The 20,277-nt window shown below is 62.8% G+C and carries 26 protein-coding genes; 11 read left to right on the top strand and 15 right to left on the bottom strand.

The window, feature by feature from the left end; translation table 11 throughout:
• Window positions 1–98 precede the first annotated feature (98 nt).
• Window positions 99–575 (bottom strand): Lrp/AsnC family transcriptional regulator, encoded by a 477-nt coding sequence (locus tag AC56QX_RS04755; RefSeq protein WP_172221304.1) that lies wholly within the window; start codon window positions 573–575, stop codon window positions 99–101.
• A gap of 139 nt (window positions 576–714) precedes the next feature.
• Between AC56QX_RS04755 and phhA the strand changes: the two genes are divergently transcribed.
• Window positions 715–1,551 carry a phenylalanine 4-monooxygenase gene (gene phhA, locus AC56QX_RS04750; protein WP_497113951.1) on the top strand — a complete coding sequence of 279 codons (837 nt, stop codon included), beginning with the start codon at window positions 715–717 and terminating at the stop codon, window positions 1,549–1,551.
• 85 nt (window positions 1,552–1,636) lie between these two features.
• Here phhA and AC56QX_RS04745 read toward each other — a convergent pair whose 3' ends face one another.
• Entirely contained in the window at window positions 1,637–2,041 is a 405-nt protein-coding gene (locus AC56QX_RS04745; protein ID WP_497113949.1) for a VOC family protein, read from the bottom strand.
• A 103-nt stretch (window positions 2,042–2,144) separates the two neighbouring features.
• On the opposite strand from AC56QX_RS04745, the gene AC56QX_RS04740 reads away from it, so the two are divergent.
• The gene (locus AC56QX_RS04740; protein WP_497113947.1) at window positions 2,145–2,777 is read left to right on the top strand and encodes a TetR/AcrR family transcriptional regulator; all 633 of its coding nucleotides are present in this window, start codon (window positions 2,145–2,147) and stop codon (window positions 2,775–2,777) included.
• A gap of 49 nt (window positions 2,778–2,826) precedes the next feature.
• On the opposite strand, the gene AC56QX_RS04735 is transcribed toward AC56QX_RS04740, so the two are convergent.
• Window positions 2,827–3,324, bottom strand: a complete 498-nt coding sequence (locus AC56QX_RS04735) for a MarR family winged helix-turn-helix transcriptional regulator (protein ID WP_497113946.1) — start codon at window positions 3,322–3,324, stop codon at window positions 2,827–2,829.
• A 94-nt stretch (window positions 3,325–3,418) separates the two neighbouring features.
• On the opposite strand from AC56QX_RS04735, the gene AC56QX_RS04730 reads away from it, so the two are divergent.
• Window positions 3,419–3,586, top strand: a complete 168-nt coding sequence (locus AC56QX_RS04730) for a hypothetical protein (RefSeq protein WP_167335231.1) — start codon at window positions 3,419–3,421, stop codon at window positions 3,584–3,586.
• Between the two features lie 60 nt (window positions 3,587–3,646).
• On the opposite strand, the gene AC56QX_RS04725 is transcribed toward AC56QX_RS04730, so the two are convergent.
• The 3 genes from AC56QX_RS04725 to AC56QX_RS04715 all read right to left on the bottom strand — a co-directional run bounded on the left by AC56QX_RS04725 (window position 3,647) and on the right by AC56QX_RS04715 (window position 6,213).
• Window positions 3,647–5,086 (bottom strand): GMC oxidoreductase, encoded by a 1,440-nt coding sequence (locus tag AC56QX_RS04725; RefSeq protein WP_497113944.1) that lies wholly within the window; start codon window positions 5,084–5,086, stop codon window positions 3,647–3,649.
• Window positions 5,083–5,265, bottom strand: a complete 183-nt coding sequence (locus tag AC56QX_RS04720; protein ID WP_497113942.1) for a hypothetical protein — start codon at window positions 5,263–5,265, stop codon at window positions 5,083–5,085. Before AC56QX_RS04720 ends, AC56QX_RS04725 begins: the two co-directional genes overlap by 4 nt.
• Before the next feature lie 186 nt (window positions 5,266–5,451).
• Window positions 5,452–6,213, bottom strand: a complete 762-nt coding sequence (locus AC56QX_RS04715) for a GGDEF domain-containing protein (protein ID WP_497113940.1) — start codon at window positions 6,211–6,213, stop codon at window positions 5,452–5,454.
• Between the two features lie 161 nt (window positions 6,214–6,374).
• Here AC56QX_RS04715 and AC56QX_RS04710 point away from each other — a divergent pair, with 161 nt between their 5' ends.
• On the top strand, window positions 6,375–7,094 hold the full coding sequence (locus AC56QX_RS04710) for a pyrimidine 5'-nucleotidase (protein ID WP_497113939.1): 720 nt from the start codon (window positions 6,375–6,377) through the stop codon (window positions 7,092–7,094).
• A 74-nt stretch (window positions 7,095–7,168) separates the two neighbouring features.
• Here AC56QX_RS04710 and AC56QX_RS04705 read toward each other — a convergent pair whose 3' ends face one another.
• Complete coding sequence (locus tag AC56QX_RS04705) at window positions 7,169–8,014, bottom strand: LOG family protein (RefSeq protein ID WP_421915140.1); 846 nt, start codon at window positions 8,012–8,014, stop codon at window positions 7,169–7,171.
• A gap of 229 nt (window positions 8,015–8,243) precedes the next feature.
• Here AC56QX_RS04705 and dapD point away from each other — a divergent pair, with 229 nt between their 5' ends.
• The 4 genes from dapD (at window position 8,244) to AC56QX_RS04685 (ending at window position 10,681) form a co-directional block, all read left to right on the top strand.
• The gene (gene dapD, locus AC56QX_RS04700) at window positions 8,244–9,098 is read left to right on the top strand and encodes a 2,3,4,5-tetrahydropyridine-2,6-dicarboxylate N-succinyltransferase (protein ID WP_497113937.1); all 855 of its coding nucleotides are present in this window, start codon (window positions 8,244–8,246) and stop codon (window positions 9,096–9,098) included.
• Window positions 9,099–9,170: 72 nt separating this feature from the next.
• Window positions 9,171–9,524: a DUF805 domain-containing protein gene (locus AC56QX_RS04695; protein ID WP_475454894.1), complete on the top strand. Its 354-nt coding sequence runs from the start codon at window positions 9,171–9,173 to the stop codon at window positions 9,522–9,524.
• Window positions 9,517–9,894: a DUF805 domain-containing protein gene (locus AC56QX_RS04690; RefSeq protein ID WP_010912753.1), complete on the top strand. Its 378-nt coding sequence runs from the start codon at window positions 9,517–9,519 to the stop codon at window positions 9,892–9,894. Before AC56QX_RS04695 ends, AC56QX_RS04690 begins: the two co-directional genes overlap by 8 nt.
• Before the next feature lie 13 nt (window positions 9,895–9,907).
• Window positions 9,908–10,681 (top strand): hypothetical protein, encoded by a 774-nt coding sequence (locus AC56QX_RS04685; RefSeq protein ID WP_497113934.1) that lies wholly within the window; start codon window positions 9,908–9,910, stop codon window positions 10,679–10,681.
• On the opposite strand, the gene AC56QX_RS04680 is transcribed toward AC56QX_RS04685, so the two are convergent.
• Complete coding sequence (locus AC56QX_RS04680) at window positions 10,584–11,624, bottom strand: 2-dehydropantoate 2-reductase (RefSeq protein ID WP_497113932.1); 1,041 nt, start codon at window positions 11,622–11,624, stop codon at window positions 10,584–10,586. The genes AC56QX_RS04685 and AC56QX_RS04680 overlap by 98 nt on opposite strands.
• A 125-nt stretch (window positions 11,625–11,749) precedes the next feature.
• Between AC56QX_RS04680 and dapE the strand changes: the two genes are divergently transcribed.
• Together dapE and AC56QX_RS04670 are read left to right on the top strand one after the other, a co-directional pair.
• The gene (dapE, locus tag AC56QX_RS04675) at window positions 11,750–12,943 is read left to right on the top strand and encodes a succinyl-diaminopimelate desuccinylase (RefSeq protein ID WP_497113931.1); all 1,194 of its coding nucleotides are present in this window, start codon (window positions 11,750–11,752) and stop codon (window positions 12,941–12,943) included.
• A 5-nt stretch (window positions 12,944–12,948) separates the two neighbouring features.
• A complete protein-coding gene (locus tag AC56QX_RS04670; RefSeq protein WP_497113930.1) occupies window positions 12,949–13,581 on the top strand; it encodes a transporter in 633 nt (210 codons plus the stop codon).
• Window positions 13,582–13,646: 65 nt separating this feature from the next.
• On the opposite strand, the gene truA is transcribed toward AC56QX_RS04670, so the two are convergent.
• The 4 genes from truA to def all read right to left on the bottom strand — a co-directional run bounded on the left by truA (window position 13,647) and on the right by def (window position 16,508).
• The gene (gene truA / locus AC56QX_RS04665; protein WP_497113928.1) at window positions 13,647–14,393 is read right to left on the bottom strand and encodes a tRNA pseudouridine(38-40) synthase TruA; all 747 of its coding nucleotides are present in this window, start codon (window positions 14,391–14,393) and stop codon (window positions 13,647–13,649) included.
• 121 nt (window positions 14,394–14,514) lie between these two features.
• Window positions 14,515–15,021 (bottom strand): GNAT family N-acetyltransferase, encoded by a 507-nt coding sequence (locus AC56QX_RS04660; RefSeq protein ID WP_497113927.1) that lies wholly within the window; start codon window positions 15,019–15,021, stop codon window positions 14,515–14,517.
• Window positions 15,018–15,971, bottom strand: a complete 954-nt coding sequence (gene fmt, locus AC56QX_RS04655; RefSeq protein ID WP_497113926.1) for a methionyl-tRNA formyltransferase — start codon at window positions 15,969–15,971, stop codon at window positions 15,018–15,020. The genes AC56QX_RS04660 and fmt overlap by 4 nt, the downstream gene beginning before the upstream one ends.
• A 6-nt stretch (window positions 15,972–15,977) precedes the next feature.
• Window positions 15,978–16,508 carry a peptide deformylase gene (gene def / locus AC56QX_RS04650; protein ID WP_497117682.1) on the bottom strand — a complete coding sequence of 177 codons (531 nt, stop codon included), beginning with the start codon at window positions 16,506–16,508 and terminating at the stop codon, window positions 15,978–15,980.
• A gap of 103 nt (window positions 16,509–16,611) precedes the next feature.
• On the opposite strand from def, the gene AC56QX_RS04645 reads away from it, so the two are divergent.
• Complete coding sequence (locus AC56QX_RS04645; protein ID WP_497113925.1) at window positions 16,612–17,883, top strand: DNA recombination protein RmuC; 1,272 nt, start codon at window positions 16,612–16,614, stop codon at window positions 17,881–17,883.
• A gap of 13 nt (window positions 17,884–17,896) precedes the next feature.
• Here the strand turns inward: AC56QX_RS04645 and AC56QX_RS04640 are convergent, their stop codons facing one another.
• From AC56QX_RS04640 to AC56QX_RS04630, 3 genes are all read right to left on the bottom strand, one after another.
• Window positions 17,897–18,709: a class I SAM-dependent methyltransferase gene (locus AC56QX_RS04640; RefSeq protein ID WP_497113924.1), complete on the bottom strand. Its 813-nt coding sequence runs from the start codon at window positions 18,707–18,709 to the stop codon at window positions 17,897–17,899.
• 82 nt (window positions 18,710–18,791) lie between these two features.
• Window positions 18,792–19,196, bottom strand: a complete 405-nt coding sequence (locus tag AC56QX_RS04635) for a GFA family protein (protein WP_497113923.1) — start codon at window positions 19,194–19,196, stop codon at window positions 18,792–18,794.
• A gap of 76 nt (window positions 19,197–19,272) precedes the next feature.
• Window positions 19,273–20,226, bottom strand: coding sequence for a cation diffusion facilitator family transporter (locus AC56QX_RS04630; RefSeq protein WP_497113922.1), 954 nt, complete (start codon window positions 20,224–20,226; stop codon window positions 19,273–19,275).
• Between the last annotated feature and the right edge of the window lie 51 nt (window positions 20,227–20,277).

Below are 20,277 nucleotides of genomic sequence, written 5' to 3'. Positions count from 1 at the left end.
AAGTTGGTCCGCGTATGCTGGTCGGCGAAGTGGACAGGCGCTTGGCCCGTTTCAGCAGTTTGCGTGCAGCTTTTGCTCAGGAACGCCGGGGATGCGCGTCACTTCCGGAGATGCGCGAGCGGCACGTGGCCTGGCCCCTTGATGTTCTGCAGCACCAGCTGCGTGTGGACGTCGCGCACGCCACCGAGCCGCATCAGCCGGTGCATGACGAAGGCGTTGAGCTCGTCGACCGACGGCACCATGACATGCAGCAGGAAGTCGTGGTCGCCGGTCATCGTCCAACATGACGACACCTCGTCCATGCGCTGCACCGCGGCAATGAAGCTTTCGGGCGAGCCGTCGCTGTGGCTGACCAGCCGCACCTGGATGAACACCTCAACCATCAAGCCGACGGCGCGCCGGCTGATCACCGCCGCAAATCCCTTGATGATGCCGGCATCCTGCAGCGCCTCGAAACGCCGCGCGCATGGCGTGGTCGACAGGCCGATCTCCTGCGCCAGCTCGGAGACGGGCTTGCGGCCGTCGCGCTGCAGGACGTCGAGCATCTTGATCTCGAAATCGTCGAATTGAGGCATTTTCACTCCTTCCATGCGGATTGGGAGTGAATGCTATCTCGAATATTTTCGGAGCGCTACCATCAAAACCAAATTGCCTCCGCAAATCCGGTTACGCTTCGGGCACGTCAGCGATTGATGATTTGCGAGGAGAAAGACCATGACGACGATGAGCGTTGCCGAATATGCCCGCGATTGCGCGGCGCAGGGGTTGCGCGGCGACTATTCGGTCTGCCGTTCCGATTTCACCGTGGCGCAGGGTTATGACTACAGCGCCGAGGAACAGGCGGTGTGGCGCACTTTGTGCGACCGCCAGACCAAACTGACGCGCAAGCTCGCTCACCATTCCTACCTCGACGGTGTCGAAAAACTCGGCCTGCTCGACCGCATCCCCGATTTCGAGGATGTCAGCGCCAAGTTGCGCAAGCTGACCGGCTGGGAGATCGTCGCTGTGCCGGGTCTCATTCCGGCCGCCCCCTTCTTCGATCATCTCGCCAATCGCCGCTTCCCGGTCACCAACTGGCTGCGCACCAGGCAGGAGCTCGACTACATCGTCGAGCCGGACATGTTCCACGATTTCTTCGGTCACGTGCCGGTGTTGTCGCAGCCGGTGTTTGCCGACTTCATGCAGATGTATGGCAAGAAGGCCGGCGACATCATCGCGCTCGGCGGTGACGAGATGATCACCCGGCTCTACTGGTACACGGCCGAATACGGCCTGATGCAGGAGGCCGGCCAGCCGCTGAAGGCCTTTGGCGCCGGCCTGATGTCGTCCTTTACCGAACTGCAGTTCGCCGTCGACGGCAAGGACGCCCACCATGTGCCCTTCGATCTCGAGACGGTGATGCGCACCGGCTACGAGATCGACAAGTTCCAGCGCGCCTATTTCGTGCTGCCGTCCTTTGACGCCTTGCGCGATGCCTTCCAGACCGCTGATTTCGCGGCGATCGTCGCCCGGCGCAAGGGCCAGCCGGCGCTCGACCCGGCAACGGTCTGATGCATGCATAAAAACAAAGACCTGAAGCGCGTCGCATGAATCCGTTTCCAACGCGACGCGCTTCAGACGCTTCGATCCCGACAGGCTATTGCATAGCGGCGGGGTTCATCCACAGGAACTCCCAGACGTTGCCGTCGGGGTCTTCGATGTGGCGGTTGAACATGAAACCGAGATCCTGCGCAGGGTTGGGATCGGCGCGGCCGCCTGCCGCCACACCCTTGTCGATTACAGCATTGACCTCGTCCTTGCTGTCGGCGGTGAGTGCGATCAGCATCTGGCTGTCACGCTTGGCATCGCCGATCTGCCTCGCCGTGAATTGGCTGTAGTGCCCATGCGTAAGCAACATGACTCCGATCGAGTCCGAGAACATGATCGAACTGGCCTGGTCGTTCGAGAACTGCGGATTCAGCGTGCCGCCGATCGCGAGATAAAACTTGGTCGCTGCCTGCAGATCGCGCACCGGTAGATTGACGAAGATCATTTTGCTCATCGGTTTAAGCCCTGCTTTCGTTGACGGGTACTAGTCAGTCTAGTACTGTTGTTGTGACTATCATGCGGGAACGGTACCGTCTAGTACTGGTCAGGAGGATTCCATGGAAATCGACGGTGAGACCAGATCAGCCCGCAAGGATCGTGAAATCATCCAGGCGGCCACCGCGGCGTTCATCGGCAAGGGCTATGATGGAACCAGCATGGAGGAAATCGCCACCAAAGCGGGGGCTTCCAAGCAGACCGTCTACAAGCATTTCACCGACAAGGAGACGCTGTTCTGCGAAGTCGTTCTGTCAACCGCTAACCAGGTCAATGACATCATCGAGTCCGTGACGACGCTGCTTTCCGAGGCGAAATTCATGGAAGGCGGCCTGCAGCAGCTTGCCCGACGTCTGATAGCGGTTCTCATGGATGAGGAGTTGTTGAAGCTGCGGCGCTTGATTATCGCCAATGCGGATCGAATGCCGCAACTTGGCCGCAGCTGGTACGAAAAGGGCTTCGAGCGCATGCTTGCCTCGACGGCGTCCTGCTTTCAAAAGCTCACCAATCGAGGACTGATACAAACCGGTGATCCCTATCTGGCGGCCAGCCATCTTTTTGGAATGCTTCTTTGGATCCCCATGAACGAAGCCATGTTCACGGGCAGCAACCGACGTTCCAAGGCCGAACTTGAACAGCACGCGGATGCCTCGGTGGAGGCGTTTCTTGTCGCCTATGGGGTCCAGCCGAAATAGTCCCGTTCCCTGCCGACTTTTGCAGTAGCGCCACGACCACATCGCATCCCTATTGCCCGGGGCTGTCCGATCCCTCGGCCTTCAGCCGCATAAGCTGGGCGCGCTGCAGGTCGAGCGCGGCGTTGACGAAGCGCGATATGGTCGCGAGCTCGGCGTCGCTGAAGGTGGCGATGACCTTTTCGCCTTCCCGCGCGATGGCGCCGTAATAGCGTGCCGACAGCTCCCGCGTCGCCTCGGTCGCCTCGATCACCACCTTGCGCCTGTCCTCGAGACTGCGCGTGCGCGTGAGCAGGCCGCGCGCTTCCAGCCGGTCGATCAGAGCCGTCACCGCCGCCGGCGTCAGCCCGGTCGCGGTCGCGACCGCACCAGCTGATTGCGGGCCGCCATGGAGCAGCCCGATACAGTGGCGCTCGGCCATGTTCAGTCCGAGCCTCGTTCCCACCGCCTCGTCATAGGCCTGCGTCGCGTCCTGCCACTCCATGATGGCAAGGCCGATGGCCTTCGTCATGTCGTCACGATTCTCGCTTGACGAATTTATTTCTATCATCTAACTATCAATCTGTCTAACATTTAGATCATTACAGCAATATGCGGCTCTGGCTCGGACAAGGCAAGAGCGAGCCGCCGACCAGGAGTGAAAAATGAGCTTGATTCAACAGCGGCCGCCGCTCTCACACGAGGATGAGTTCAAATACGCCAAGCTGGCGATGGAATGGTATGGCTGGGGTTCCCCCATCGGCCTCGGCATCCTGCTCGTAGCGCTTGCCGCCGCGGCCGTGCTGGTGCGCATCGCCATCTACGGCTTTTGAGCTTTGCCGCGCGTCTGCCGGCGCCGTGGACTGGCGCCGGCAGACGCCGCAGCGGAATCGTCAGACCGAGACCACCTTGCTCAGATGATCTCCCAGCCGGCAGGCCAGCGCGGTGATCGTCGTCGTCGGGTTGGCTTGACCCGAGGTGCAGAACACCGAGGAGCCGCCGACATAGAGATTGTCCATGCCGTGCACCTTGCAGTTGGCGTCCACCACGCTCCTGGTCACGTCGGTGCCCATGCGCGTGCCACCCATGTGATGGTGGCCAGCGGTCTCCTCGTTGGTCGGATAATCCTCGCCATTGGCAATCCAGTCCATCAGACGGACACGGCCGAGATCCTTCTCGATCAGTGTCGTGCCGAACAGCTTCAGGCCTTCGACCAGCGTGCGCCGTTCGAGCGCCGATTTCTTCCAGTGCAGCTCGATGCGCGGCACACCGGCATGGTCGACATCTGTCTTCGACAGTTCGATCTGGTTGGACGCCAGCGGCGCCTGTTCCCAGGCGACGTAGAGCTGGGCCGCGCAGCGCAGGTTCTGGCTGAGCTGATAGGCAACCCATTCGGCCATGTCGGGCGCCGTGCAGGCGAGGTCGGCAATCACATGCTTGACGCCGGCATAGGGCGTCTCGATCAGCCTGATGCCGAAATTCATGATCTGCAGGCGCTCCATCGCCGCAAGCGTCGGCGAGAAGAAGGCCTCGTTGACGGCATCGACCTCGAACTCGCTGTAGTCGGCCAGGATGGCATTGCCGCCCTCGAAGGTCGGGTGCTCCATCCAGTAGCGGCCAAGCGCCGCCGCGTTCGGCACGACGCCGCCGTTGGAGCGCTGGTTCGACCACAAAAGCAGCCGCGAATTCTCCAGCCCGCCGGTGCAGACGATGAAATAGTCGGCGCTGAACGAGCCGGCGTCCTGGCCGTTGGACCACAGTTTGGCGCCGGTCACCCGTTTGCCGTCGCCGGCGAGCTCGGTGGCATAGGTGTTTAGCACGACGGCGACGTTGCGGCTCTTGTCGAGCTCGTCGGCGAATTTCTCGGCGAAGCGCACCGCCGGGCTCTTGATCAGCTGCACCCAGCGTATGTCGTCCGAGATCGGCACGTCGGGCCGGAAATCGGGAAGTTCGAGGATATCGTGCACCTCGGGCAGATAGGGCTCGATGTCGGCACGGCGGATCGGCCAGCCGGTGTCGGGTGCCCACGCCTTCGGTTCGAAATCCTGCTTGTCAAGCACGCGGCACCAGCCGGCCCAGTGGTTGGAGCTGCCGCCCATGAACCGCAGCCGGGTGATGTCGAGGTCGAAATAGAAATCGCCAACCGTGGTGCCACGGTAGAAATCCTGCGACTCGTCGCTGAAGTCCCGCGAGCCGGCCTCCAGCACCACGACCGGGATGCCGGCGGCACCCAGCTTGCGGGCAATGGTGGTGCCGGCCGGGCCGGAACCGAGGATGCAGACCTTGGGTCTGAAGTTGGCGGCGCGATACGCCTCGTAGCTGTCGAAGATCATGCCAGGTCGCTCCGCTTCAGGATCCAGCCATTGACCTCGACGATCTCATTTGGATCGGCGTGGGATGGACCGGTTTGAGCTGCGCCGGCTTTAGGCAGCTTGCGGAACAGGGACAGGGCAGGCAGTGCGATCATCGCCCGCACCAGCGTGCGGCGGGACATTTTTCTGAAGAAACTCATGACAGGTCTCTCGTACAGGGGCTTCGATGCGCGCACGACATTCCCCGAATGGCACACGCATCGTCATAGAGGCCAGTATCGTGCCAAGCCTGGTCTCAAGGCAGTGAAAAGACGGCCAAGCGGCACAACCGAATGCAAACAGAGTTAGAAATTCCTTAACGGGCAGGGTGTGCCGGACCGACCGGCTCACGCGGCCGCGGAAATGTCCGTATCGAGGATCGTCAGGTTGCGGCCGCGATGCTTGGCCTGGTAGAGGCGCCGGTCCGCGGCGCGCATCAGGTCCGACACGTTGACATCCTCGCCGCAGACGGTGCCGCCGATGCTGACGGTCAGCGGAATGGTCCGTTCGTCGACCGGCCGGAAGCGGATCAGCTCGACCTCGCGGCGAATGCGCTCGGCCACACGCTTGGCCTCCTGCTCGGTGGCCCCTAACAGAAACGCGCCAAACTCCTCGCCGCCGATGCGGCCGAGCACATCGCCGCTGCGCACGCCGCGCTCGATGGCGCTGGCGATCAGCAGCAGCGCGTCGTCGCCGGTCAGGTGGCCGAAACTGTCATTGATCTTCTTGAAATGATCGGCGTCGATGATCAGCAGCGCACCACGGTCGGACTTGCGCCGGGAGCCGTCCAGCGCGGCAAAGAAACTTTCCCGGTTGAGCATGCCGGTCATATCGTCGCGGCTCGCCTTTTCTGCCAGTCGGCGGTGCGCCGCGGCAAGCTGGGCGTGTGCCCGGGCAAGTTCGCGGTGCGCGTTTTTCAGCCTGTCGCTCTGCCAGAAGGTGCTGGCGCAAGCCACCCATGCAAGCACCAGCGGACAGAGTGTGGAGGTCAGCCAGATCGTTCGGTTGATCGGGAATCCCAGGGCCGGAACGATGATCAGCGTCAGAAGGAGAGAGGCGGCGACGGAGGCGAAAGCGATAGCGGCGGATTTCAGAATGATGCTGTTCATCGCGGGCTCCCCACAGGACTGTCTCTGTGCCAGCAAGCCCTGAAGGCCACCTTTCCCGGTTGCTTAAAATTTGAATCGTGCGGCCATTTCTGCCACTGAAAGCGCGTGGAAGTTGTGGATAAGTCTCTTTCAGATTCCCCGTTTCATGCCATAAGGAGCACATGACCACGCTGCCTGATCCCGCTCGCTTCGCCCATGTCACCGACTGGGTGTTCGACCTCGACAACACGCTCTATCCGCATCATTCGAATCTGTTCTCGCAGATCGACGTCAAGATGACCGCCTATGTCGGGGAACTGCTGGCGCTGCCGCGCGAGGAGGCGCGCAAGCTGCAGAAGGAACTCTATCTCGAATATGGCACGACGCTGAACGGCCTGATGACGCGCCACGGCATCGACCCCGACGATTTTCTCGAGAAGGTGCATGACATCGACTATTCATGGCTCGTGCCCGACCCTGTTCTCGGCACTGCCATCCGCCAGCTTCCCGGCCGCAAGTTCATCTTCACCAATGGCGACCGCAGGCACGCCGAGCGCACCGCGCGCCAGCTCGGCATCCTCGACCATTTCGACGACATCTTCGATATCGTCGCCGCCGGCCTCAATCCCAAGCCCGCGCGCCAGACCTATGAGAAGTTCGCCGCACTGCACGCGGTCACCGGCCACAATGCGGTGATGTTCGAGGATCTCGCCCGCAACCTGGAGGTGCCGAAGTCGCTGGGCATGACCACCGTGCTGGTGGTGCCGCGCAATTTCGAGCCGACCTTTGCCGAGATATGGGAGCGCGACCCCGCGCAGGAGGATGACGTCGACTACGTCACCGACGACCTCGCCGGGTTTCTGACGGGGATAGTCGCAGGAGCGGAAGGCAGTCGGGAATAGGCAATAGGCAGTAGGGGAAATTGACTTGGAAGCAGAGGCCGCAAACGCCTTATTCTCCTACTACTGCCTACTGCCTATTCCCCTAATTTGTAGAAGCGGCTGATGATCCCCCAGGCCTCATCCGCGGTGTCGACGAAATCGATGATATCCTGGTCGCCGGGGCTGATCGTGCCTTGCTCGGCGAGGAAGTCGAGGTCGATCGCTCGTTTCCAGAACGACTTGCCGAACAGGATCACCGGCACGCGCTCCATGCGTCCGGTCTGGATCAAGGTCAGCGTCTCGAAGAACTCGTCCATCGTGCCGAAGCCGCCGGGAAACACCGCCACCGCCTTGGCGCGCATGACGAAGTGCATCTTGCGGATGGCGAAATAGTGGAAGTTGAAACACAGCTCCGGCGTCACATAGATATTCGGCGCCTGCTCGTGCGGCAGCACGATGTTGAGCCCGATCGACGGCGCGCCGACATCGTCGGCACCGCGATTTCCCGCTTCCATCACGCCGGGGCCGCCGCCGGTCACCACTACATATTCGCGGTAGTAGGAGGCGGCCGACTGCTGCGAGCAGAGGCGAGCGAATTTGCGCGCCTCCTCGTAATATTTGCTGTTTTCCTCGAGGTTCTTCTTTTGCGTCTCGTTCTTGGCCGCCCAGGCCTCGCCGCCAGGCTCGGGCAGGCGCGCACCACCAAATAGAATCACCGTCGAACGGATGCCGCGCTCGGCCAGGATCATTTCCGGCTTCAGCAGTTCAAGCTGCAGGCGGACCGCTCGCAATTCGCGCCGCGTCATGAAGTCGGGGTCGTTCCAGGCAAGCCGGTAGGTCTCGGCCCGCGTCTGCGGCGTGTCCGGCACGCTTTTCGAGCGCTCCAGATCCTCGTCCGAATGCGGCAGCGGCGTCCACCCCGCCTTTTCCATAGGAGTCATAATTTGCCTTACCCGTCCAAATTCTTCACATGCGCCGTCCCATGGCGCAGCTGCGATTGACCCCCATTGAGCCTTAACATAAGCAGGTTCCGCAAAAGTGTGCGGCGGTTTTGCGACAAGAACCTGCTACATGCAAAGACCCGGGCAGGCAAAGCCTGCCCGGGGTCCGCGCGACTTTCAAAACAGGTTAAGGCTCAGGCCCTTAACAGCTTGGTAATGGAGCGAATTCATGTCGAAGCCCGATCTGGCGAGCCTCGAAAAGACCATCGAGAAGGCCTTCGAGGAGCGCGACACGATTTCGACCGCGACACGCGGCGAAACGCGCGACGCCATCCAGTCGGCGCTCGACCTGCTCGACCACGGCACCGTCCGCGTCGCCGAGCGCCAGGCGGATGGCAAGTGGCATGTGAATCAGTGGCTGAAGAAGGCCGTGCTGCTCTCCTTCCGGCTCAACCCGATGGCGATCATCAAGGGTGGCCCGGGCGAAGCCGTCTGGTGGGACAAGGTGCCGTCCAAGTTCGATGGCTGGAGCGCCGTCGATTTCGAGAAGGCGGGCTTCCGCGCCGTGCCGTCGTCGATCGTGCGCCGTTCGGCCTATGTCGCGCCGGGCGCCGTGCTGATGCCGTCCTTCGTCAATGTCGGCGCCTATGTCGATACGGGCACCATGGTCGACACCTGGGCCTCGGTCGGCTCCTGCGCCCAGATCGGCAAGAACGTGCACCTGTCGGGCGGCGTCGGCATCGGCGGCGTGCTGGAGCCGATGCAGGCCGGCCCCACCATCATCGAGGACAATTGCTTCATCGGTGCGCGTTCGGAAGTCGTCGAGGGTTGCATCGTGCGTGAAGGCTCGGTGCTCGGCATGGGCGTCTTCATCGGCCAGTCGACCAAGATCGTCGACCGCGCCACCGGCGAGGTCTTCTATGGCGAAGTGCCGCCAAATTCCGTCGTCGTCGCCGGCTCGATGCCCGGCAAGCCGTTTCCAAACAACGAGCCCGGCCCCAGCCTCTACTGCGCCGTTATCGTCAAGCGGGTCGACGCCAAGACCCGCTCCAAGACCTCGATCAACGAATTGCTGCGCGATTGATCTTTCCGCAAAGCGGGCGCACCTTCCGCCGGCGCGACAATCCGTCGCGCTGGTTCAACATGGAGGGGTGACATGGACTGGAAATATCTGCTGACCAGCTATGAGGGTCGTATCAACCGCGCCAAATTCTGGGCTTGCGTGGGTGTCATTTTCGTTGGCGCGGTGATCGCGATGATCCTCGACAACATACTGGGCACGACATTCAACCAAATGCCTTATGGCTTTATCTATGTGCTTTACTCGCTCGCCATGCTCTATTCGATCTTCGCAGTCTACGCCAAGCGCTGGCATGATCGAGGCAAGTCCGGCTGGTGGACCCTGATCATCCTGGTGCCTTTTATCGGCGCGATCTGGTTTCTGGTGGAATGCGGCATTCTCGAAGGCGCCAAGGGTGCCAATCAATACGGACCGGACCCGCTTGCCTGACAGTTCAAATCTTACCTGGCTTTTCTTCAAGACATCGGGCCGCGTTAGCCGCGCGGCCTATTTTCTTGGTGGGTTGCTGGTTGCCATCATCCAGGCGTTCCCGCTCTACCGCTTCACGCTGGTGCCGGAAGGCTCGGCCGAGAGCAACATGTGGTCGTTCATCTTCTTCATCGCCTTCATTGCCTCGCTGTGGTCGAACATCGCGCTGGCGGTGAAACGCCTGCACGACCTCGACAAGCCGGGCATTGCCGCACTGATCCTGTTCGTACCGGTCGTCTCGATCGTCGCCTTTCTTGTGTTGTGCCTTTTTCCAGGGCAGCCTGGGCCCAACCGTTATGGCCGGCGCACCAACGAACCGGCGCAACCCTGAGGACCGATCGGACATGCGCTACCGCACGCTTGATCCGAAACTGATCATCGAGACCGCCGAACGGCTTGAGGAGCGCGTTGCAGAACGGTTTCCCCAGGCCGGTCTGCGTGGCGTCGCCGCCGAACTGGTGTCGCTGTCGCGCGATCTCGCCAAGGCGGCCCAGGCGCTCGAAGCGCCGATCTGGTGGCTGCGCGGGCTGATCATCGCCGCCGTCGTCGCCGGCGCGCTGATCTTCCTGTTCGTCGGCACCATCCTGCCGCTTATTCACATCTCCCAGGCCGACGATGCGGTGCAATCGGTGCAAGGCATCGAAGCCACGATCAACATGATCATCCTCGCCGTGCTCGGTCTGCTGGCGCTGATCCGCACCGAGGAGCGTATCAAGCGCAAGCGGGTGTTTCGCCAGCTGCACGGCCTGCGCTCGCTGATCCATGTCATCGACATGCACCAGCTGACCAAGGATCCGGCAGCGCTTTCGGCCAATTTCAGGCCGACGGCGCATTCACCCGCCCGCATCACCAATGCCGCCGACCTCGCGCGCTACCTCGACTATTGCTCCGAAATGCTGTCGATCACCGGCAAGATCGCCGCGCTCTTCGCCCAGTCGGTCAATGATGATGTCGTCATCGACGGCGTCAACGATATCGAGAATCTGGCGTCCAACCTGTCACGAAAGATCTGGCAGAAGATCACGCTGATCGAGAACCACCCCGCGGCGCTACCTGTTCCGGCGCCAGGCCCGGCGAGCCCAGCCGCGCCGCTTCCGCCGCGCGCACCAAAGCGGTAACGCTTTTCAAGAGCGGGGCCTGCGTACCCGATTTTTCGGCAAGGCCGATCACCGCCCCCTGCAGCTCGTCGATTTCTGTCGGCCGGCCGCGCTGCAGATCGTCCCACATCGACGAGCGGGCCTGAGGGTCGATCGCCAGCATGCGCCGCGCCAGCAGTTTGAACAGCCAGTCCGGCAGCCGGAGCACCTTCGGCAGCAGCGTGGGCCGCAGCCCGGCGATCCGCGCCGGCTCGATGCCGGAGGCTTTCATCGCCAGCAAGGCCTCGTCGATCTGGCCGGCCAGGATCAGCCGCCAGCGGCGATCGGCGAGTTCACTGGCCAGCGGCAGGCCCGACAGCGCCACCAGCGCGTTGTTGAGATTCATCAGAAGCTTGCCCCACAGCACGGCCTTCATGTCGCCATGCGTCTCGACCGCCAGCCCTTCGACATCGAGAAGGCCGGCAAGGCCGGCGCCGCCGTCCTCGATCATCACCTTGCCGTCGCTGGCGCGGTGGACGCGCAGCGGCAGGTCGCCGTCCGGCGATTGCACGACATTGAACGGCACCATGCCGGCCAGCACGGTTCGCGGGCCAAGCCCGGCGCGCAGCCTGTCGGCATTGTCGACGCCGTTCTGCAGGCTGATCACCACCGCATCGGGGCGGGCATGGGCGTTGATCAGCGCCGCCATCTCCTGCGTCGCGCCGCTCTTGACGGTGACCAGGATCACGTCCGCCTTCGGCAAGGCGGCGGACGGATCGGCGGTGATCCCGAACCCGTCCGGCTTGATCAGGCGATCGCGGCCTTCAAGGTCGCTGATGCGCAATCCGCTTTGCCGCAGCGCGGCCTCGATGCGCGGCCGGGCGAGCAGAATCACCTCCCGCCCGGCAAGCGCCAGGCAGCCGCCGACATAGCAGCCTATGCTGCCGGCGCCGGCGATGACGATCCTCTTTTCACCGTCTGCCATCTCTTGCTCCGCACCGGCCTGACTATACGACATGCAAACCATAATGTTGGCGGTATCGTGGACCATGGGGCTGGCCTCTATGTCGGGCCGTGACAGACCCTCAGCTTTCGACTATCGCTTTTGCCATGACGCTGCCGACCGACCCCGCCGAAAACCTTGCCGCCCTCATCCGTTGCGCCTCGGTGACACCCGCCGAAGGCGGTGCGCTGAGCGCGCTGGAAACGATGTTGAAACCGCTCGGCTTCCTGGTCGACCGGCCGGTGTTTTCGGAAGACGGCACGCCCGACATCGAGAACCTCTATGCAAGGCGGTCCGGCAACGGGCCTCATCTGATGTTCGCCGGCCATACCGATGTCGTGCCGGTCGGCGACGAAGCCGCCTGGACGCATCCGCCTTTCGCCGCCGAGATCGCCAATGGCGAGATGTATGGCCGTGGCGCGGTCGACATGAAGGGTGGCATTGCCTGTTTCATCGCGGCGATAGCGCGCCATGTCGAGACGCATGGCGGCCCCAAGGGTTCGGTCTCGCTGCTGATCACCGGCGATGAGGAAGGCCCGGCCATCAACGGCACGGTCAAGCTGCTCGAATGGGCGGCTTCCAGGGGCGAGAAATGGGATGCCTCGATCGTCGGCGAACCGACCAACCCGGATGCGCTCGGTGACATGATCAAGATCGGCCGCCGCGGCTCGATGTCCGGTTCGGTCACCGTCAATGGCCGCCAGGGCCATGCCGCCTATCCGCAGCTTGCCGACAATCCGGTGCGCGGCCTGATGAGCCTGGTCGACGCTTTGCTGCATCCCGTCTTCGACAAGGGTACCAAGGATTTTCAGCCGACCAATCTGGAGGTGACCTCCATCGATGTCGGCAACCTGGCCACCAATGTCATCCCGGCAAAAGCGACTGCGACCTTCAACATCCGATTCAACGATACCTGGACGGCAGAGACCGTGCAGGCCGAAATTCACAACCGGCTCGACCAAGCGGCGAAGCGCAAGAAATACCGGCCTGGCAAGAAGACGCCGGTCGACTATGACCTCATCTGGCGTGACCAGCCGAGCCATGTCTTTCTGACCCGTGACGACAAGCTTATCGACACGCTTGCCGGCTCGATCAGGGCGGCGGTCGGCAAGGAACCGACGCTGTCGACCTCGGGCGGCACGTCGGATGCGCGCTTCATCAAGGATTACTGCCCGGTGGTCGAGTTTGGCCTGGTCGGCAAGACCATGCACATGGTCGACGAGCGCGTCGCCATCGCCGATCTCGAAACGCTGACGCGGATCTACCAGCGCTTCATCGAAGACTGGTTCGGACAGGGCTGAGCAGCATGCTTACGGCGGACGAGACCCAAGCTTCGCTGACCGGCGCCTGGCGACTGATGCTCGGCAAGGCCGACGGCCTGCGCCTGCTCGACCTTTCGGCCGACGGCTTCTGGAATTCCTTTTTCGCCATCGTTGTTGCCGCGCCAGCGCTGATCGTCGGCTGGGTCGGCATCGCCAACGAGATCGGCGATCCCGATGCCTTCGCCGGCCGCTTCAGCATGCTGATGCGCCTGGCAACGGTCGATATCGGCTCCTGGGTGCTGCCTCTGATCGCGCTCGCTTTGGTCGCGCCGCGCGCAGGCATTGGCGGGCGCTTCGTCCACTATGTCGTCGCCAGCAACTGGGCCTCGGCCATCACCGCCTGGCTGATGCTGCCTTCGGCTCTGATCCGGCTTTTCCTGTCTTCGGCGAGCCAGGTCTCGAGCCTTGTGTCGCTGCTGCTGTTTGCCCTGTCGATGGTGCTGACGTGGCGTATGACCAACGCCACGATCGGCAAGGGCGCGGCAGTAGGCACTGCCGTTTTCGCCGGCATGTTCATCGCTTCGTTGTTGGTGCTGTTCGGGTTGCAGATGCTGCTTGGCATCACCGTCCCCGACGATATAGGGGCTCAGAGCCTTTCCGGACTGTCCCCGGGGTAGAGCCTCCAAACTCTATTCGGAATAGAGCCTTCGTCTCTATTCCGAATAAAGCCTCCGGACTTTATTCAGGGATAATCGACACCAACGAGAAAAAGCCCGTCGGGCGGCGCCACCTGGCCGCAAGCGGCGCGGTCGCGCGCTTCAAGTGCTGCCTTGAGGTCGGCGTCGGTCCAGCCGCCATCGCCGACTCGCTTGAGCGAGCCGACCATGGAGCGCACCTGGTTGTGCAGGAAGGAGCGCGCCGAGGCCCTTACCTCGATCAGGTCGCCGTGCCGGCTCACATCGAGCCGCTCCAGCGTCCGGATCGGACTGTTGGCCTGGCACTGGGTCGAACGGAAGGTGGTGAAGTCATGCCGGCCAAGCAGGATTTTCGCCGCCTCATGCATGGCGCCGGCGTCCAGCCGCTTCGGCACCCACCACACCTTGCCCTTGTCCAGGGCCGCGGGCGCACGCCGGTTGAGGATGCGGTAGAGATAGTGCCGGCCGGTGGCCGAGAAGCGCGCGTCGAAATCGTCCGGGACGATTGTCGCCTTCAGGATGGCGACATGCGCGTCGGCCGCCTGCAGATGGGCGTTGATGGCATCGCGCACCTTGTCTTCAGGCCAGGCCTTGGCAAGGTCGACATGCGCCACCTGGGCGGTGGCATGCACGCCGGCATCGGTGCGGCCAGCGGCACGCATCCGCACCGCCTCGCCGCTGAATTTTTCGATGGCCTGCTCGATCGCCTGCTGTACCGAAGGCTGATCGGCCTGATGCTGCCAGCCGGCGAACAGGCTGCCGTCATATTCGATGTCGAGGCGAAAACGCGGCATTTGCGACTAGAGCTCTCGCCTCGAGCAATTCCAGGAAAAGTGTGAAACGGTTTTCCGTCCGGAATTGCGGTAAAACAAAGAGGTAGAGCAGGTCACCGTTTCCATGAAACGGTGGACTGCTCTACGCGGCGAGAGCGGTGAAGGCGGAAGCGTAGACCAACTTGCCGGCCTCAGGAGCGTCGCCCCAGGCCAGCGCCTGCAGCGCCTCGCCTTGGTATTCGCTCTCGAACTTTTCAGCCAGCGCATGGCTGTAGCCGAAACGGCCGTAATAGGCCGGGTCGCCCAGAACCACGGCCAGCGCCTCGCCGGCGTCCCTGAGACGGATATGCGCCTCGCGGATCAGCGCGCCGCCAATGCCGCTGCCATGAAACGAAGGCTCCACCGCCAGCGGCGCCAGCGCCACGGCCGCAAAGCTCTTGCCGCCATTGCTGACGAACAGCCGCGAAAACAGGATGTGGCCGACCACCTGGCCGTCTTCTTCCGCCACCAGTTCGACGACGGCGTCGCCGCCGGTCACCAGTGCGTCGACCAGCCCGGCCTCCGCCTGCTGGCCGAAAGCGTGTTCCTCGACGAGGCGAATGGCCTCGCGATCCCGCGGTGTCGCCGCGCGTATCGACATCATGCTCATGAGAACTTCATTCCTTTTACGATCTTGGCTCCGCGCAGGAATTCCGACGCGGCGGCGGGCTTTCCGCCCGCACGTTGAACTTCGACCAACCTGACCGCGCCTGCCCCGCAGGCGACCGTCAGCCGGTCATCGAGAATTCCTCCCGACTCGCCCAAATCTTCCGAAAGCGACAGGCCTTCGGACAGCGTCGAGCGAAGCAGTTTCAGCCGTTCCATGCGGCCGCCAATGTCAATTTCGGACCAGGCGCCGGGAAAGGGCGACAGGCCACGAAGATGGTTATGGACCACGGCAGCAGGCCGCGTCCAATCCACATGCGTCTCGGATTTATCGATTTTTCTGGCGTAAGTCACCCCTTCCGCCGCTTGCGCGGTAAATGTCAGAGTGTTCCTTTCCAGTCGCGCCAGCGCTTTCACCATCAGGGCAGCACCGACGCTCATCAACCGATCATGCAGATCGCCGGCTGTCATATCGGGTTCGATGGCGCATTTTTCAAGCAATCCCACCGGTCCGGTGTCCAGGCCCTCTTCCATGCGCATCACCATCATGCCGCTTTCCGGGTCTCCAGCCATGATGGCGCGCTGGATGGGGGCGGCACCGCGCCAGCGTGGCAGAAGTGACGCATGGCCGTTGATGCAGCCAAGCCGGGGTGCGTCGAGAACAGCCTTCGGCAGCAGCAAACCATAGGCGACGACCACGGCGATATCGGCTCCCAGGGCGCTGAAAGCGGCTTGCTCGGCTTCGCCCTTGAGGGATGTTGGCGTCCGCACCTCGATGCCCAGCCGGTCGGCCTCGCGCTGTACCGGCGACGGCGTCAGCTCCAGCCCGCGCCGGCCGGCGGCGCGCGGCGGCTGCGTGTAGACGGCGGAAATCTCATGTCCGGCCTCGGCGATGGCACGCAGCGTCGGCACCGAAAACTCCGGCGTGCCCATGAAGATGACGCGAAGGGGCATTTTCCCCTATCCCACCAGCTTGCCCGGCGCCTTGTCCTTGGCGAGCTTCTTGAATTTCTTCACCACCATGTCGCGCTTGAGCTTCGAGATGTGGTCGATGAACAGCACGCCGTTGAGATGGTCGATCTCATGCTGCAGGCAGGTCGCCATCAGGCCCTCGGCCTCCATCTCCTGCAGCTTGCCGTCGCGGTCGAGATACTTCACCCGCACCGAAACCGGGCGTTCGACCTCGGCGTAATAGTCGGGGATCGACAGACAGCCTTCCTCGTAGACGGAGCGCGCCTCGGCGCTTTCCAGGATTTCCGGGTTGATGAAGACATGCGGCGCCGGCGTTTCGTCTTCCTTGGCGAGGTCGATCACCAGCATGCGCAGTGGCTCGCCGATCTGGATCGCCGCCAGCCCGATGCCGGGCGCGTCATACATGGTCGCCAGCATGTCGTCGGCCAGTTTGCGCAAAGGCGCGTCGACGCGCTCCACCGGCTTGGAAAGCTGGCGCAGGATGGGATCGGGAAGGATGATAAGCGGCTTGATCGGCATGGCGTCCCACGTAAGACGTCCAGCGAAAAGCGTCAACCGGGACATCCAAGCCGTGTTCTTGTTTTGATCTGTGCGATCAAGCCGAATCGGCTATGCTGTCCACATGAATGATCTGAGTAGCATCCTTTCGCAGCCCATCGCACGGCTTGGCGCCTCGACAATCACGCTCGGCCATGCGCTGGCCTTCGGCGCCTTGCTGTTTCTCGGCCTGTTCGTGGCGCTGGTCATCGCGCTGTGGCGGTCGGCCAAGGCGCGCGCGGTCGCAGCCGCGGAAGCCGCCGACCTTGCCCGTGACGCCGAGGCACGGATGGCCGGCATATTGCAAAGCCAGGCCGAAATGCAGGGCCGCATGGGCGCCATCGCCGAAGTGTTCGGCGCGCGCCAGGCCGAGCTGACGCAGTCGATCGGCCAGCGGCTCGACGCCATGACCGGCCGCCTCGGCCAGACCATGACCGAGCAGACCAAATCCACGCATGAGAGCCTGGCCAAACTGCAGGAGCGGCTGGCGATCATCGATGTCGCGCAAGGCAACATCCAGTCGCTTGCCGGCCAGGTCGTGCAGTTGCAGGCCATCCTCTCCAACAAGCAGACGCGCGGCGCCTTCGGTCAGTCACGCATGGAGGCGATTGTCGCCGACGGCCTGCCGATGGGCGCTTACGAATTCCAGGCGACCCTGTCGAATGGCAGCCGGCCGGATTGCCTGGTCAAGATGCCGAACGGCGCGCCGTCGCTGGCCATTGATGCCAAGTTCCCACTGGAGGCGTGGAATGCCATCCGCGCTACCGATGGAGCCGACCTGCAGAAGGTCGCCTCGCAGGCATTCCGCCGCGACATCGAGATCCATGTCCGCGATATCTCGGAGAAATATCTGATCCAGGGCGAGACGCAGGACACCGCCTTCATGTTCGTGCCGTCGGAATCGGTCTTCGCCGAGATCCACGAGAATTTCGAGGCAATCGTCCACAAGGCACACCGCGCCCGCATCGTCATCGTCTCGCCGTCGCTGCTGATGCTGTCGATCCAGGTCATCCAGGCGATCCTCAAGGATGCCCGCATGCGCGAACAGGCGCACCTGATCCAGGGCGAGGTGATCCGGCTTATGGAGGATGTCGCGCGTGTCGATGAGCGCGTGCGCAAGCTGCAGGTCCATTTCGGTCAATCGGCCAAGGACATCGACGACATCCTTGTCTCGACATCGAAGGTGACCAAGCGCGGCCAGAAGATCGAGGCGCTGGAGTTCGGCGTGCAGCCCGATGGCGATGCCGCAGCGGAGACACCGTCACGGGCACCGGCCGCGAAACTCGAACCCGGCCCGCGTGTTGCCGATTCAAAGACCGGGCAGCTCAGGCTGCGGGTCGTCGAAGGCGACGACTGAAACAGCTAACTGCCTAGGCTACAGCCACGATGACATGTGCCTGGATTTTTGCGGCGACCGCGCCGCTGCCATGTCTGGCCGCAATCGCGGCTGCGGCATAGTCCGTTGCAGCGTCAAGCGTGCCCGGATCCCGGCCTTCGATTTCGGTGCGGAGCACGGTTCCCTGGCAATAGGCAACGGCCGGAATGCGCGGTGAGGGCGCCCGGCTTTGTTCGGCCCTCGTCTCGATCGCCACACCGGAGAAACCTGCCTCCTTAAGGTCGCTGCGGATCAATGCCGTATCGTGGTAGCCGTGCGGCGTGCGGGCGAGAAAGCGTGGCGGATCGTTCGGAAAAATCCTGGCCAGGGCATTCGTCACATCATCGGCAAACACGTTCTCTTCGATGCGATCCCATACGTTGAACAGAAAATGTCCGCCGGGCTTCAGCACCCGCCTTGCTTCGCGATAGGCGGAGGGCCGGCTGGGAAAGAACATCGCGCCGAACTGGCAGCAAACGAGATCGAAGGCCGCATCTTCAAAGGGCAGCGCCATGGCATCGGCCTGGCGCCATCGGATGCGATTGTCGGGCGCTTGTCGCGAAGCGGCGTAGTCGAGCATCGGCTGGTTGAGGTCGGTTACGACATAGCTTGCGTCAGGGGATAATTTTGGCGCCAGGGCGCGGGTGACGACCCCGGTGCCCGCGGCGACTTCCAGGACGGCGCTGGGCGAGAAGGACGCGGCTCTGCGTGCAAGGTCCGCGGCGAACGGCTCGAAAATCAACGGCACCATATAGCGGTCGTAGTTTTCCGGGATCGAGCCGGCAAACAACTTGTCCGTTTCCAACATCGTGATCACCCGCCCGTTTGATGTGAGCGAGGCTAGCACATAATTGCGTGTCCTGGGCGGCTTTCGACCCTAGAGGCAGGGGCTACTGCTCCTCCACGGTCGCCATGCCTTCGAATTCCGGAAGCCAGTGCAGAGCCGATCTGTGCCACTTCTGTTGTCTTGGGGTCAAATCCTGGCGTTGCCGCGCGGTGCCGACCCTGATTCCATAGATTTTCGGGCCATCGCCGACCGACGTCGCGTAAAGATGCGAACCGCAGTCGGCGCAGAAGGCCTGAACGCGCTTGGCGCCGCTCGGTACGGTTTTGATATAGACTTTCGGGGTCCCCCGGGTGATCCGGTAGTGTTCCTCAGGCGCGGGAACGGTGACGCGAAACGCTGTTCCTGTCAGTTGCTGGCAGTCCGTGCAATGACAGATCAAGGTCTTTGCCGGGTCGACCTCCGCTTCGTAGGTGATGGCGCCGCAATGGCACCCGCCATCGATCTTCATGCTTGTTCCTCCGAAATCCATAGAATGATCTTAGCGGGACCACGCGGCAGGGCAACGGCGCAGTGCTGGTCCAGGGCTAGTTGGAGGCGGCATCAATCAGCTTGCGTCGCTGTTCCCAGGTGCCCGTGGTCTGCGGCTTGACGAACAGTCTGGTGATCTCCGGCATCTCCTTCTTGAGCAGCGCCTCGATCCGTTCGACACAGGCTTCGATCTCCGGCGCTGTCAGATGGTCCTCGAACTCGATGCTGAGCCCGGCAACGATCTCCTGAGGTCCCATGTGGACGGTCAGGACGCCGTTGGCCCGCTGCACCGCCGGATCCTGCTGGGCGATCGCCAGCACCTTTTTCTGCACCTCGGGCGAGGCCGGCTCGCCGATGAGCAAGCCCTTGCTTTCGCGGGCGAGGAAGATCGCCGTCGCGCCGAGGATCAACGCGATGCCGATCGAGGCGGCGCCGTCGAGCTCCGGCATCTCCAGCAGCTCCGCCGCCATTATGCCGGCAAAGGCGACGATCAGGCCAAGAAGCGCCGCGCTGTCTTCGAACAGCACGGTATAGACGCTCGGGTCCTTGCTCGATTGCACGGCCTGCAGCCAGCCCTGCTTGCCCTTCTCTCGGCGGAATTCCTTCAGCGCCACCATCCAGGAGCTGCCTTCGAACAGGAAGGACAGGCCAAGAACGATATAGTTCACCTTGCCGTTGGCGACCGGCTCCGGCGCCATAATGTGGATGATGCCCTCGTAGAACGACACGCCGGCGCCGAGCGCGAAGACCAGCAGGGCGACGATGAAGCTCCAGAAGTAAAGTTCGCGGCCGTGGCCGAGCGGATGCGTGCGGTCGGCCGGGCGCGCGGCCCGGTGCATGCCGTAGAGCAGCAGGCCGCCATTGCCGGTATCGACCAGCGAGTGCACGCCTTCCGACAGCATCGCCGAACTGCCGGTGAAGAAGGCGGCGGCGAATTTGGTCAGCGCGATCGCCAGATTGCCGGCGAGCGCCGCGTAGATAACCGTTTTCGAGCCGCCATGCCCGGCCATGCAGTCATGTTCCTTCTGTGCCCATTGTAACGGCCCTGCCGTCGAAGCTCC

This window comes from Mesorhizobium sp. RCAM 06353, from assembly GCF_059683585.1.
Note: the sequence above shows the minus strand (reverse complement) of the source record. Positions and strands in the feature narration are given on the sequence as shown.